Here is a 12,926-nt window from a genome sequence, read left to right as displayed (position 1 = left end):
CTCACATATCGGCGTCGCGGAGGAAGGCGGCCAGCACCTGCGCGGTCGGAAAGGCCTCGAAAGCCCCGAACTGGCAGGTCGTGAGCGCACCGCAGGCCGCGGCCTGCCGCAGGATCGCGTCGAGGGGCTCTCCCGCGAGCAGGCCCGCGATAAGCCCGGCCGTGAACGCGTCCCCCGCGCCGACCGTGTCGACCGCCGCGACCGCGAAGGCCGGCTGGCGGAGGGGGGACAGTCCGGGGCGGAACGCCACCGCGCCGCGCTCTCCCAGGGTCACGATCAGCAGTCCGAGGCCTCCGGAGAGCAGGGCGGCGATCCCCGGCGTCGCTTCCGTGGCGTCCGCGATGGCGTCGGGAGTCCCCAGGCCGAGGTCGGCGGCCTCGACCGCGTTGACGACGAGGATCGCGGTATCGGCCAGGATCGCCGGGTCGATGGGGCGCATCGGGGAGGGATTCAGCAGCGTGGGGATGCCCGCCTGCCGAGCGAGCGCGAACGCCGCTCGGATCGAGGCGTCCGGCGATTCGAACGTCGCCGCCACGAGGTCCGCTCGCTCGAGGCGGGCGGCGACGGCTCGGACGTCCTCCGCACCGAGGGCGAGGTTGGCCCCGAGGCAGACCGCGAGACAGTTCTCGCCGGCCGCGTCGACGAACGCGACGCCGGCGCCCGTCGAGCCGGCATGCGGCACCAGCATGTCCTCGGCGAATCCGACCCGCGCGAAGGTGGCGCGGACCATAGGGGAGAACACGTCCGTGCCGACGGCGAAGAGTCCGTCCACCTCGACGCCGAGCTGGTGCGCGGCGAGCGCGAGGTTGAAGCCCTTGCCGCCAGGCTCGGCGAGGAAGGCCAAGCCATCGAGGGACTCGCCCGCCTGCGGCAGCCGCGCGACCTTGACCGAGCAGGCGATCACGAAGCTTCCGACGACGAACAGGCGCATGGAGCGCTCCGAACCTGTACACTGCGAATAGCTGTACCGGAGGCCGATCGGACGTGCGCCCCAAAAATCGGACGATCAAGGGTGATGTCGAGGCGGACCTCGCGGAGGGCGAGCGTCCCTCCGTGCTCTCTCTCCTCCGCCTGCGCGCCGACACGGCGATGCCGCTGTACCGGCAGATCGAGGGTCAGCTTCGCGAACTGATCCTGTCGGGCTCGCTGCCGCCGGGCGTCACCTTGCCGGCCGAGCGCCAGCTCGCCGACAGCCTCGGGGTCAGCCGCGTGACGGTCCAACGCGCCTATGCCGAACTCAGCGACAACGAGCTGCTCGTCCCGCGCGGGCGCTGCGGCTTCCTCGTGCGCCGTCCCCCCGAGCCCGTGCGCCCGGGTATGGACCGGCTCAAGGGCTTCACGGAGGAGATGCGGGAGCTGGGGAAGATCCCATCCTCGCGCATCCTCGATCGGGCGGTCACCGAGGACCGCTCGATCGCATCGATCTTCGGCCTGCCCTCGACGGCCCCGTTCCTGCGTCTGACGCGCGTTCGCTCCGGCGACGGCGTGCCGATGTCGCGCGAGGTCGCCTGGTACAACATCCGCGCCGTGCCCGCCCTCGAGACCGGCGACCTCTCCGGTTCCGTCTACGCCTTCCTGAGCGGGCACCCGGGCGGCCGCCTCGTGCGCTGCGAGCAGACGGTGGAGGCGACCATGCCGACGGCTGACGAGTGCGAGATCTTCGCCTTCGAACAGCCCCTCCCGTGCCTGCTGATCAAGCGCCACAGCTACAATCAGGACTCGGTGATGATCGAGTACGTGGAAGGCCTGTTCCGAGGCGATGCCTATCGCTATCGGCTGAATCTGCGCGCGTAGTATGCCCGGCTGACCGAACCGGACTCGCTTCCCTACGGTGCGCGCGACGGGCTGGGCGATGCCCCGCTCGAACCGCTTCCGGCCCGCGACGGGGACCCGCCTCCTTCAGGAAAGTGCTCTCCACTCTCGCCGGGCAAGGCGATTCCGCCGAGGCCGCCATCCGTCGCCCACCGCCGTCACGGCACGGGAACGACGGCCGAGCTTCGCCCTTTTAACGGACGGGAACGCCCCTGTGCCTCGCGTGGAACAGCGAGAAGCGCCGTGGTACACCTGATGCCTCGCGAGCGATCAGCCGGCGCAGCCAGCCATCCCGCTTCGGTCCGGAGCACACGATGAGCGAGTCCTCGACGGCGCCGACCCTGGCGACCCTGGCGACAGCCCGGGCCGGCCGGACGCAGCGTCGGCTCGCGGTCGCCGTCAGCCTCCTGTTCGGGGCCGTCACCCTCGCGCTGCTGCCGTTCGCCAACCGCCCGATGCCGCCGATGCCGGGCTTCGTGCCCGTCTACCAATCGGCGCTGATCGTGGTCTACGGCCTGACCACGTACCTGTTCCTCACGCAGTACCGCCGCATCGGCTCGGCGCCGCTGCTCGTGCTCGGGGCCGGCAGCCTCTACGTGACGCTCGTCGTCTTCCTGCAGATGCTGTCGTTCCCGAACGTCCTCGCGCAGGGTCGGCTCCTCGGTGACGGGCCGGACACCACGACGTGGCTCTGGACCTTCTGGCATCTCGGGCCGCCGCTCTTCGCGCTGCCCTACGCGCTCCTGGAGGGCGACGAGCGTCCGCCGCAGGCCCCGCGCGGAAAGGCCGGACGGATCGGCTGGGCCACCGTCGCCGGGACCGTCGCGGCCGCCGCGCTCACCGGCGTGGTGGCCGTCCGCTACGTCCACCTCCTGCCGAAATGCGTCGAGGGCGACGATTACTGGCTGCTCACCACCTCGGGCATCGGGCCGGGCGTGGTCGCCCTGACCGTCATCGCGCTGGCCGTGCTGTGGTGGAAGACCCGCCTGCGGACCGTGCTCCAGCTCTGGCTGGCCGTGTCGCTTCTGCTGCTCGTCTTCGACAACATGGTCACGCTTCCGGGCGCCGCCCGCGGCACGGTCGGCTGGTTCGCGGGCCGGATGGAAGCCCTGGTGGCCGGCTTCATCCTGCTCGGCGTCTACCTGCGCGAGGTCGACTTCCTGTACGCCCAGGCTGCGGCCGCCGCCGAGGACCGGGAGGCCCGGCGGGCGGAGCTGCAGCGTGCCCGCGACAACCTCGCCCTGGCGCTGGAAGCGGCCGAGATGGGCGACTGGGAGCTCGACCTCCGTGGCAACACGGCGCGCCGGTCGCCGAGGCACGACGCGATCTTCGGCCACAGCGCTCCGGTCGCGGCATGGGACGTCGGGACCTTCGTCGAGCACGTCGTCCCCGAGGACCGAGACGCCGTGCGGGCGGCGTTCGATGCCGCCATCGGGACGGGCCGCCTCGACATCGACTGCCACATCCGGCGGGCCGAGGACGGGGCCGCCCGCTCGGTCACGATGCGGGGCAAGGTCTACCGCGACGGGAACGGCCAGCCCCGGTCCATGGCGGGCGTCGTGATGGACACGACGCGCCAGCGCGAGGCCGAGGAACGCCTGAACCAGGCTCAGAAGATGGAGGCCATCGGCCAGTTGACCGGGGGCGTGGCGCACGACTTCAACAACCTGCTGACCATCATCGTCGGCAACCTCGACATGATCGTGCGCAAGCCCGACAACCCGCAGCGCGTCGAGAGGCTGGCCACGTCGGCGATGACGGCGGCGCGGCGCGGGGCCGAGGTCACCGAGAAGCTGCTGTCGTTCTCCCGGCGCCAGGTGCTCCGGCCCGAGACCGTCAACCCCAACCGGCTGCTCAAGGACTTCCAGGCCCTGCTGAAGCGGGCCGTCGGCGAGACCGTCGAGATCCGGTTCGACCTCGACGCGGTCCTCGATCCGGTCCGGCTCGATCCGGGACAGTTCGAGAGTGCGGTGCTGAACCTCGCGGTCAACGCCCGGGACGCGATGCCGGACGGCGGCGTCCTGACGGTCAAGACCTGCAACGGGCACCTCGATGCCGCGGAGATTCCCGACCGGCCCGACCTGCGGCCGGGCGCCTACGTGCTCGTCTCGGTCACCGACACGGGCCAGGGCATGGACGCCGCCACGCGCAGCCGCGCCTTCGAGCCTTTCTTCACGACCAAGGATGTCGGCAAGGGAACGGGCCTCGGCCTCAGCCAAGTCTACGGGTTCGTGCGGCAGGCCGGAGGGCACGCGCAGATCAAGAGCGAGCCCGGCGCCGGCACCTCCATCGAGCTCTACCTGCCGCGCTCGGCCGAGAGGGCCGTCGAGGCCCGGCCGGACAACACCCTCCCGCTGCGGCGGGCGGCCTCCGGCGAGGTGGTGCTCGTGGTCGAGGACGAGCCGGCGGTGCTGGAGATGGCGGTCGAGAGCCTGGGCGAGCTCGGTTACCGGACCCTGACCGCGACCCGGGCGTCGGAGGCCCTGGAGCGGCTGGGCGGCCCCGAGCGCATCGATATCCTGTTCTCGGACGTCGTCATGCCCGGTGGCATGAACGGCGTGCAGCTCTCGGTCGAGGCCCGGCGCCTGCGTCCCGGCCTGCGGGTGCTCCTGACGTCCGGGTACACGGGCACGGCGCTCGACGAGCACGCGGTGCCGGCCGACCTGCCTCTCCTGAGCAAGCCCTATCAACGGGACGAACTCGCCAACAAGCTCCGGGTCGTCCTGGGCTGAACCCCCGGACCCACGGCATTCCGCCCCGCGATCGCGCGGCGTCGCGGACGGGTTGTCCGTCAACAGGCCTGAAGGCTTAACCCGGCCTTAACCGACCGGTTCAGCCCGCAGCAGCGGCATGTCGGCATGCTCCGTCCGTCATCAACGGCGCCGACACGCGCAAGGAGCTGTCCCATGCCCATCATGCCCTGGATCCACGATGCCCTCTATGTCGGCAGCTTCGCCGCCCTCGTCCTCGTCGCGCGGCAGGCGCTCGTGCGGCGCGATCTCGGGCTGTCCGGCCTGCCGGGCCTCGAACGCCTGCGCCGGTCGCTCGGGCCCGGCACCGGGTTCCGTGAGCGGCGCCGGTTCACGCCGCCCCGGACCAGCGGCAACACCGCCTTCGACGCCTGGCGCGACGGCGAGATCGGCCGCATCGAGGGGGAGCGCCGCGCGCTCGAAACGCGTCTCCGGGACTTCGAGGGTTTCGTCGACGCGCTGAAGCGCGCCAAGGATCGCGCGACCTTCGAGCGCTTCGTGGCGGAACATCCCGCGGGATCGGGGGCAGCGGTCGACATCGCCGGCACCGCCGATCAGGCCGAACATCGAAAAGGCTAGGTCGCCTCAGGGTTGCACCGAAGCGTCGGGGCCACGCCGTAGAGGATCAGGATCCTCGTCTCCTCTACGCCGCCCCGCGCGACGCTTCGAAGACCGCGGCGAAACCTCCGAAGATCATCCGCGCCCCGTCGAACGGCATGGTCAGATCGCGGAAGCGCGGATCGGTTAGCATCGCGGCCTCGCACCGGTCTGCCGTTTCCCGGTCGGGCCAGAGGATCCACCCGAGGACGACGCTCTCGCCGTCGCGAAGGGCGACGGACCGCCGGAAATCGGTCCGCTCGCCCTCCGGAACGTTGTCGCCCCAGGCCTCCATCTGGTGGAGCGCGCCGTACTCACGGAACAGCGCCCAGGCCGCCCTGGCCGACGCGACATAGGCCTCCCGGTTCGCGTCGGGAACCGGCGTGACGAACCCGCTCACGTAAGTCATGGGTTGCCTCCTCGAGTCGGGGTGCGCGCGGAAAGGCTTCAGGCCGGAGAGTGCCCTCGCGTCACGGCCTCGGGGTCCATCCACATCAGCTCGACGACGTGGCCATCCGGATCCTCGAAGTTCCGGCCGTACATGAACGTGCCCATCTCCTGCGGCGGGCGGGGACCGGGACGTCGTGCAGCGGTTCGCCGGACTGTTTCCCCTGCCGGGGAAGGCGTTCTGATCGCTTTGGCGGGTGCAGACCGGATCACGACCGACCGTCACTCGACCAAGCCGAACTCGCTCTCGAAGCCGAGTCTTCCCCTCTCGGTCACGCGGATGGCGCGCCCGTCGCGCTGACGCTCGATCCACCCGAGATCCTCGCAGCGGCGGCACAGGGCGGCTCCGAGACGGCCGGCGAGGTGCGGTCTCCGCTCGCTCCAGTCCAGGCAGGGGCGGCAGAGCAGGCGGCGGGTTCGTCCGGCCGGTTCGACTTCGACACCGAACGCGGCCAGCCACGCACTGCCGAATGCGGTCACTTCACCCGCCTCCTCGCCCAGGACGATCAGTCCCCGTGCGACCAGCGCATCGGCGATCCCGACGCCGAGCCGTCCGGCGAGGTGATCGTAGCAGGTGCGGGCCTCGCGCAAGGCTGGATCGATCCGCGGCGTCGCTCGGCGCGACGCTTCCTCCGGCTCGCCCCGGTTCGCGATCACCATCATGGCCTCGAGCATGCGGGCGACCTCGATGGAGGCGAGGCGGAAGTATCGGTGCCGACCTTGGCGCGACACCGTGAGCAGGCCGCCGGCCACGAGCTTCGTCAGGTGCTCGCTCGCGGTGGCTGGCGCGACGCCGGCCGTCCAGGCCAGTTCGGTCGCGGTCAGCGCTCGCCCGTCGATCAAGGTCGACAGGATATTGGCGCGGCTGGGATCTCCGACGAGCGCGCCGATCTCAGAGAGTGCAGGACCCTGCGTCATGAGCTGAACCTACACGCGCTCAATGCCCGCCGCATCCGACGACGCTTCGGTTTGGACCGAAGCGTTTACGGCTGACTCGGCTGGGATCCCTGGATCAGAGTGGAGCGTGAAGCTGGAGAACCGCGCCACGTCTGTGCCGACGGTTCGCCCGCCACGGCCATAGGTGACGCCTATGACGCCCGATGAGATTGACGACAGGGAAGAGCATCATTGGATCGAAGATCCGCGATCCGGGCCCACACTGTTCCTTCGCCGGCTGTCTCCCCAGTTCCGGGGTGAGCGGGACGGTCTGACGACCGACGCCGCGTGGCTGCTCGATGCCTTCTCCGGCACCCCGGACCGGCGTGACATCAAGCTCGGGCGCGGCACGCATCTGATGCATCTCGAGGCCGGGCGTAGGGCCCTCTGACGAGCCTCCGCCACATGTCTGAGTGAGCCGGTCCCGGCTTGAACCGTATCGACACCCAGGGAGGAGCCCATGTTCTCCGTCATCTTCGAAGTCCGACCCGGCGACGGTCGCAAGGACGCCTATCTGGAACACGCGCGCGTGCTGAAGCCTGAGCTCGAGGGCATCGACGGCTTCATCGACAACGAGCGCTTCACGAGCCGGACGCGGCCGGGCTGGGTCCTTTCGCACTCGACGTGGCGGGACGAGAAGTCGGTGATCCGCTGGCGCACCCATGCCGGTCATCACCTGATCCAGGGGAAAGGCCGGTCCGAGGTGTTCGCGGACTACCATCTCCGCGTCGGCGAGGTGACGGCTGACACCCACCCGCCGGCGGGACATCGGGTCCGCGAGCAACGCCTCGATGAGACGGAAGTCGGCCAAGCCAAGGCCTGTACACTGTCGGAGGCGATGTCGGCGGACCGGCCCACGCCCTTCGATGTCGACCTCATGGCCATGCTCGGTCTCGACCAGCGGACCGAGGGGCTGGTGAGTTGGGACGCGTTCGATTCCTTCACCAATCCAGGAAAGGTGCTGGTGCTGCTGTCGTGGAGAGATGCCGGCGCGGCGAACGCCGTCTCATCGGTCGCCGGCACGCGCCTCCGAGCTGTTCGGATCATTCGCGACTACGGGATGTTCGACAGGCGTGAGAGCCCGCAATATCACCCGGCCGTGCAAGCCCCGGGATAGGGCCCGACGACGAGAACCGGGCATCAACACCTTCGGCGTCGCTCCGTCATCGGTCTCGCGAATGCGGACCCGGTGGCACGACGCGGTCGTCCCGCGGCCTGCCCTGCGATCATGTGCGCGACCGGCCCGGGGAACCGGATCACGGACGAGGCGACCGATCCACGAGGCGGTCACCTCGCTGGCGGCACCCCAGGGCTCGCCCGCTCCCGTTGCACGAGCAGTCGGCTGCCCTCTGGGGGCGCGGCCCTTTCGGACGAGGGGGTTCAAGTCTCGGCGATGAGGTCCTTGATGCGGGAGGCGAGGGTCTCCAGCACGAACGGCTTGGTCAAGACCTGCATCCCGGGCCGAAGGTAGCCGTTCCCGAGCACGGCGTTCTCCGCGTACCCGGTGATGAACAGCACCTTCAGGTCCGGTCGCCGCTCGCGGCCGGCGTCCGCCATCTGTCGCCCGTTCATGCCCCCCGGCAGGCCAACATCCGTCACCAGCAGATCGATGCGCACGTCCGACTGCAGCACCTTCAGGCCGGCGACGCTGTCGGCGGCCTCGATGGCGGTGTAGCCCAGGTCCTCCAGCACCTCGGTGACCAGCATGCGCACCGAGGGCTCGTCGTCGACGACCAGCACCGTCTCGCCCTGGCCCGCTTGCTCGACCTCGGAAAGCCTGCGCGCGACCGCGTCCTCGTCGGCCTCGCCGTAGTGCCGCGGCAGGTAGAGGCAGACCGTCGTCCCCGCGCCGACCTCGGAGTAGATCCGCACCTGCCCGCCGGACTGCTTGGCGAAGCCGTAGACCATGGACAGGCCGAGGCCCGTGCCCTCGCCGGTGGGCTTTGTGGTGAAGAACGGCTCGAACACCTTTCCGATCAGGTCCGGCGCCATGCCGGTGCCGGTGTCGGTCACGCAGACGCCGAGATACTGGCCGGGCGCGAGGTCGTGCTGGCGGCCGCCGACCTCGTCGATCCACCTGTTGGCGGTCTCGATGGTGATGCGACCACCGTCCGGCATCGCGTCGCGGGCGTTGATGCACAGGTTGAGCAGCGCGTTCTCCAGCTGGCCCGGGTCGATCAGCGCCGGCCACAGCCCCGCGAGACCGACGACCTCCAAGTGGACGGCCGGACCGACGGTGCGCCGGACCAGCTCCTCCATGTCGTGGACGAGGCGGTTCACGTTGGTGGGTTTGGGGTCGAGGGTCTGGCGGCGGGAGAAGGCCAGCAGGCGATGCGTCAGGGCGGCGGCCCGCTTGGCCGCGCCCTGGGCGACGCTCATGTAGCGGTCGAGGTCACCCATCCGCCCCTGGCTCATCCGCGTCTGCATCAGTTCCAGGGAACCGGAGATGCCCGCGAGCAGGTTGTTGAAATCGTGTGCGAGGCCGCCGGTCAGCTGGCCGACCGCCTCCATCTTCTGCGACTGCCGCAGAGCCTCCTCCGTCTTGGCCAGCGCCTCGGCCTGCTGCTTGATCTCGGTCACGTCGCGCACGGACGAGTAGATCAGCCCGTCGCGGGGCACCGCGTTCCAGGACAGCCAGACATAGCTGCCGTCCTTGCGGCGGTAGCGGTTCTCGAACGTGAGCTGGGCCTCCCCGCGCGACAGTCCCCCCGCCGCCGCCACGGTCGACGCGACGTCGTCGGGGTGGACGAAATCGAGGAACGGCCGCGCCTTCATGTCGGCGTCGGTCCACCCGAGGGTTCGCGACCAGGCCGGGTTGAGGCCGACGAAGTAGCCGTCGAGGTTGGCCACGCAGAGCAGGTCGGACGAGGCCTGCCAGATCTGGTCGCGCTCGGCGGTCCGGACGGCGACCTGGCGGGCGAGGTCGGCCTCCGTCTGCACCCGGACGGTCACGTCCTGCACGAAGACGTGGAAACCGTCGACGCGGCCGCCGGCGGTCCGTCGCGGCAGGTAGCGGATCTCGGCGACGCGGTGGCGCCCGTCGCGGTGCGGCCAGTCCGTCTCGAAGGTGACGGGCTCACCCCCGAGCGCCCGATCGATGAAGGGTCGCCGCACGGCGTAGGCGGCCGGGCCGAGCAGCGCGTGGACATCGCGTCCGACGACATCGCCGGGCGGGGCGGAAAACCAGTCCTTGTAGGCCTCGTTGGCGAAGCGGTAGACGTGGCCGGCGTCGATGAACGCGATCAGCACCGGCAGCGCGTCGGTGATGAGCCGGAGCTCGCGCGCGCTGGCCTCCGCCAGCAACTCGGCGCTCCTGCGCGCGGTGATGTCGCTGAAGAAGACCGCGACGCGGTGGTCGCGCGGGTCCCCGACCCGATGCGCACGCACGTCGAACCAGCGCCCGAACACGGCGGCGTAGTTCTCGAAATGGGCGGGTTCCCCGGTCAGGGCGACGCGGCCGTAGCTGTCGAACCAGTGCCGTTCGAGGTCGGGCGCGAACGTGCTGACCCAGCGGCCGGCGACGTCGGCCCCCGTCTGCCGGGCGAAGGCCGGATTGGCCTCCTCGATCAGGTAATCGACCGCCCGTCCGTCCGCGTCGAACCGCATCATGAGGATGCAGAACCCGACCTCGACCGTCTCGAACAGCGTCCGGTAACGGGCCTCGCTCTCCTGCAGCGCCGCCTCGGCCAGGCGGCGGTCGTGGATGTCCTCAACCACCCCGTACCAGGCCACGATGGCGCCGGCTCCGTCGCGGCGGGGACGCGCGCGCGCCCGCATCCAGCGGTACGTGCCGGTCGCCGCGATGTTGATGCGATAGTCCACGTCGACCGGCTCGCCCGAGGCGAGACAGGCCGAGAACACCGCGACCGTGTGGGGGACGTCCTCCGGATGCAGGGCCTTCATCCAGCCCGCGCCGTCGGGTTCGCCGGGTGCCTGGCCCGTCAGTTCCAGCCAGCGGTTCGAGTATGAGGTGATGTTGCCCGCCGGGTCGCAGGTCCACGGCACCTGGGGATTCAGTTCGACGGTATGCCGGAGGTGGGCCTCGCGCTCCCTCAGCGCCCTCGCGGCCAGATGCTCGGCCGTGCGGTCGCGGACAATCTTGGTGAACCCGCGATGCGCACCGGCCTCGTCGAGCAGCGGCATCATCTCGCCCGACGTCCAGACGCGACTGCCGTCCTTGCGGAGGTGCCAGCGCTCGACGGAGGCGCGCGCCTCGCTCGTCGCGAGCCGCATCTCGGCCTCAGGGCGCCCCTCCGCACGGTCCTCGGGCGTGAAGATCCGGTCGGCGGGCTGCCCGCGCATCTCCTCCGACGTCCAACCGAAGATCCGCTCGGCGCCGGGGTTCCAGTCGATGACCGAGCCGTCGCGGTCGGTGACGACGATGGCGAAGTCCCTGACGTTGTCGAAGACGACCCGGTGGCGCCATTCGCTCGCTGGCGCGTCCTGCCCGGCGGTCCGATGCACCGGGCGCACCTCCCGGCCGACGGTCTCGCCCCCTGCTTCCGGCAGCCTCGAGCGCAGGCGCAGCACCTCCGCCTCAAGTTGCGCGCGCGACATCGCGCCGACGTCCGGGCCGATCGATTTCACCGTCTCCCGAATGGCCGGCGTCTCTTCGAAGTCGTGCATCAGGAGGCCAAGCCATCCAGTCCCGGCCGGTTCCGTTTGGAGAGATCACGGTCGCCCGCCGGTCCGGACCGGCAGCCGCGGTCCGCCCGGCAATCGTGGCCGCCGCGTCATGCGATGGACGGACACCGTCCTGAACTTTCAAGACGGGACGGTGTTCGCCGGCATCAACCTTCGCCTGCCTTAAAGGGTCGCGACCCGATCAGCTGTCGGGCCGGCCGAGATCGAAAGGTCGGTAGCGCTCGACGCGCCGATCTCCGTCCTCGAAAGCAAGCCGTACAAGATCCTGAAGCAAGTCCAGACGTCCATTGCTTCGCGGCAAGCGAGACGGGATTGAAAAGTGAGTGGCTTCGCGTGCGACCGAAGCGCTCGAGCGAAGAACTGATTGTGCTAGAGACCGGCCGCTCGCGGAAGGATTTGCGATCCTCAGGATCAGCGTTCCGGCTGCGGCCCAGATCCGACACAGAGGTCGGCACGCTCAGATGAGACTTGAAATTTATAGACGTCGACTAATGAAACTGTTGGTAGCGAGGGAGGGATTTGAACCCCCGACACAAGGATTATGATTCCTCTGCTCTAACCAGCTGAGCTACCCCGCCACGAGCCGCGACCGTCCATCGAGACGATGCGTGCAGTGGCGGCGGTATAGGAAGAGCGGGCGCTCCGTGTCAACGTCTTCCCGTGAGCAAATCGCGCCTCCGGAGGTCGGGCAGGCCGCGTGCCGTCGCGCGCGGGAGGGAAACGCTTGGCTGTCACCGAGAATCGCTCGGCGACAGCCCGTCCGCCATGTCCGACCTGTCCCGGCCCGCTAGGTTTGGCACGGGCCGCTCGACGGCCCGTCAGATCGCGGAGCGTTCGATGACAGCGCGCAAGAGCCATCGCTGGACCACCAGCCTCGCCGCCCTTCTCGTCCTCGGGGTGCCGCTCGCCACGGGTCCGGCATTCGCCGCGGGCAAGGACGTCACCTACCGCGCGGCGCTCACCGGCGGCAGCGAGGTCCCGGCAACCGCGTCCTCCGGCAAGGGCGAGATCACCGCGACCTTCGATCCCGCCACCAAGCGCCTGAGCTGGTCGGGCCAGTACAGCGGCCTCACCGGGCCGGTCACGGCCGCCCATTTCCACGGACCGGCCAAGGCGGGCGAGAATGCCGGCGTGCTCGTGCCGGTGACGGCGGCGAGCAGCCCCTTCACCGGCGAGGCGGCCCTCGATGACGCCAAGGCCGCCGATCTCGAGGCGGGGAAGGTCTACTTCAACCTCCACACCGCCGCGAACCCGAAGGGCGAGATCCGTGGCCAGATGGAGCGCGCACCCTGATCCGGAACGCCGGGAGCCTCGACGTTCCCGGCCGCGCCCGGTAGGCGGATCCCCGTCCACCTGCCGGAGCCTTCGATGAAGCACACCGACGCCATCATCGCCTGGACGCCCGTCCGCTGGGCGGATCTGAAGCCGGAGACCGCCGGGCAGGTCGTCGTCCTGCCCGCGCCAGACGCGGCCGGAGAGGCCAAGCGCTACATGATGCGCGCCGGCGCGAGCTCGTCCGCCCTGGCCACCCTGACGGAGGAGGCCCGCGTCGCGCGCCTGTTCATCGACTTCCAGACCCTGGTCGTCCGCGACGGGATCGATCCGCAGGTCGCCCACCGGGCGTTCCTGGCGATCGACGAGTACAGGTTCCGCATCGCCCCCGATACCGAGGGCGCGGAATTCGAGGACCCGCCCGAGGAAGATTAGACCGAGCCTCGAAGGTGCAGCGCGCATCCCTCG

At 70.1% G+C, this 12,926-nt stretch carries 11 protein-coding genes and 1 tRNA gene; 7 read left to right on the top strand and 5 right to left on the bottom strand.

The features are described 5' to 3' along the window. Window position 1: 1 nt before the first annotated feature. Window positions 2-931, bottom strand: a complete 930-nt coding sequence (locus LXM90_RS21475; RefSeq protein WP_020091745.1) for a PfkB family carbohydrate kinase — start codon at window positions 929-931, stop codon at window positions 2-4. Between the two features lie 53 nt (window positions 932-984). Here LXM90_RS21475 and LXM90_RS21470 point away from each other — a divergent pair, with 53 nt between their 5' ends. The 3 genes from LXM90_RS21470 (at window position 985) to LXM90_RS21460 (ending at window position 5,141) form a co-directional block, all read left to right on the top strand. Next, complete coding sequence (locus tag LXM90_RS21470; protein WP_020091746.1) at window positions 985-1,794, top strand: GntR family transcriptional regulator; 810 nt, start codon at window positions 985-987, stop codon at window positions 1,792-1,794. A gap of 332 nt (window positions 1,795-2,126) precedes the next feature. Continuing rightward, window positions 2,127-4,544, top strand: a complete 2,418-nt coding sequence (locus LXM90_RS21465; RefSeq protein ID WP_026604727.1) for an MASE4 domain-containing protein — start codon at window positions 2,127-2,129, stop codon at window positions 4,542-4,544. Window positions 4,545-4,718: 174 nt separating this feature from the next. Then, window positions 4,719-5,141 (top strand): DUF2852 domain-containing protein, encoded by a 423-nt coding sequence (locus tag LXM90_RS21460; protein WP_020091747.1) that lies wholly within the window; start codon window positions 4,719-4,721, stop codon window positions 5,139-5,141. A gap of 64 nt (window positions 5,142-5,205) precedes the next feature. On the opposite strand, the gene LXM90_RS21455 is transcribed toward LXM90_RS21460, so the two are convergent. Continuing rightward, a complete protein-coding gene (locus LXM90_RS21455) occupies window positions 5,206-5,568 on the bottom strand; it encodes a DUF1428 domain-containing protein (RefSeq protein WP_234081038.1) in 363 nt (120 codons plus the stop codon). A 260-nt stretch (window positions 5,569-5,828) separates the two neighbouring features. Then, window positions 5,829-6,524, bottom strand: coding sequence for an ArsR/SmtB family transcription factor (locus tag LXM90_RS21445; RefSeq protein ID WP_020091750.1), 696 nt, complete (start codon window positions 6,522-6,524; stop codon window positions 5,829-5,831). A 172-nt stretch (window positions 6,525-6,696) separates the two neighbouring features. Here LXM90_RS21445 and LXM90_RS21440 point away from each other — a divergent pair, with 172 nt between their 5' ends. Continuing rightward, window positions 6,697-6,933 (top strand): hypothetical protein, encoded by a 237-nt coding sequence (locus LXM90_RS21440; protein ID WP_020091751.1) that lies wholly within the window; start codon window positions 6,697-6,699, stop codon window positions 6,931-6,933. Window positions 6,934-7,002: 69 nt separating this feature from the next. Then, window positions 7,003-7,659 (top strand): antibiotic biosynthesis monooxygenase family protein, encoded by a 657-nt coding sequence (locus LXM90_RS21435; RefSeq protein WP_020091752.1) that lies wholly within the window; start codon window positions 7,003-7,005, stop codon window positions 7,657-7,659. Window positions 7,660-7,922: 263 nt separating this feature from the next. Here the strand turns inward: LXM90_RS21435 and LXM90_RS21430 are convergent, their stop codons facing one another. Beyond that, entirely contained in the window at window positions 7,923-11,168 is a 3,246-nt protein-coding gene (locus tag LXM90_RS21430) for a PAS domain S-box protein (protein ID WP_020091753.1), read from the bottom strand. 519 nt (window positions 11,169-11,687) lie between these two features. After that, window positions 11,688-11,764, bottom strand: a tRNA-Met gene (locus tag LXM90_RS21425). Between the two features lie 259 nt (window positions 11,765-12,023). Here LXM90_RS21425 and LXM90_RS21420 point away from each other — a divergent pair. Together LXM90_RS21420 and LXM90_RS21415 are read left to right on the top strand one after the other, a co-directional pair. Then, window positions 12,024-12,479, top strand: coding sequence for a CHRD domain-containing protein (locus LXM90_RS21420; protein WP_020091755.1), 456 nt, complete (start codon window positions 12,024-12,026; stop codon window positions 12,477-12,479). Between the two features lie 75 nt (window positions 12,480-12,554). Continuing rightward, on the top strand, window positions 12,555-12,893 hold the full coding sequence (locus tag LXM90_RS21415; protein ID WP_020091756.1) for a hypothetical protein: 339 nt from the start codon (window positions 12,555-12,557) through the stop codon (window positions 12,891-12,893). Window positions 12,894-12,926: the final 33 nt, after the last annotated feature.

Origin of the sequence: Methylobacterium oryzae, assembly GCF_021398735.1 — a bacterium.
Classification (GTDB): Bacteria; Pseudomonadota; Alphaproteobacteria; order Rhizobiales; family Beijerinckiaceae; genus Methylobacterium.
Note: the sequence above shows the minus strand (reverse complement) of the source record. Positions and strands in the feature narration are given on the sequence as shown.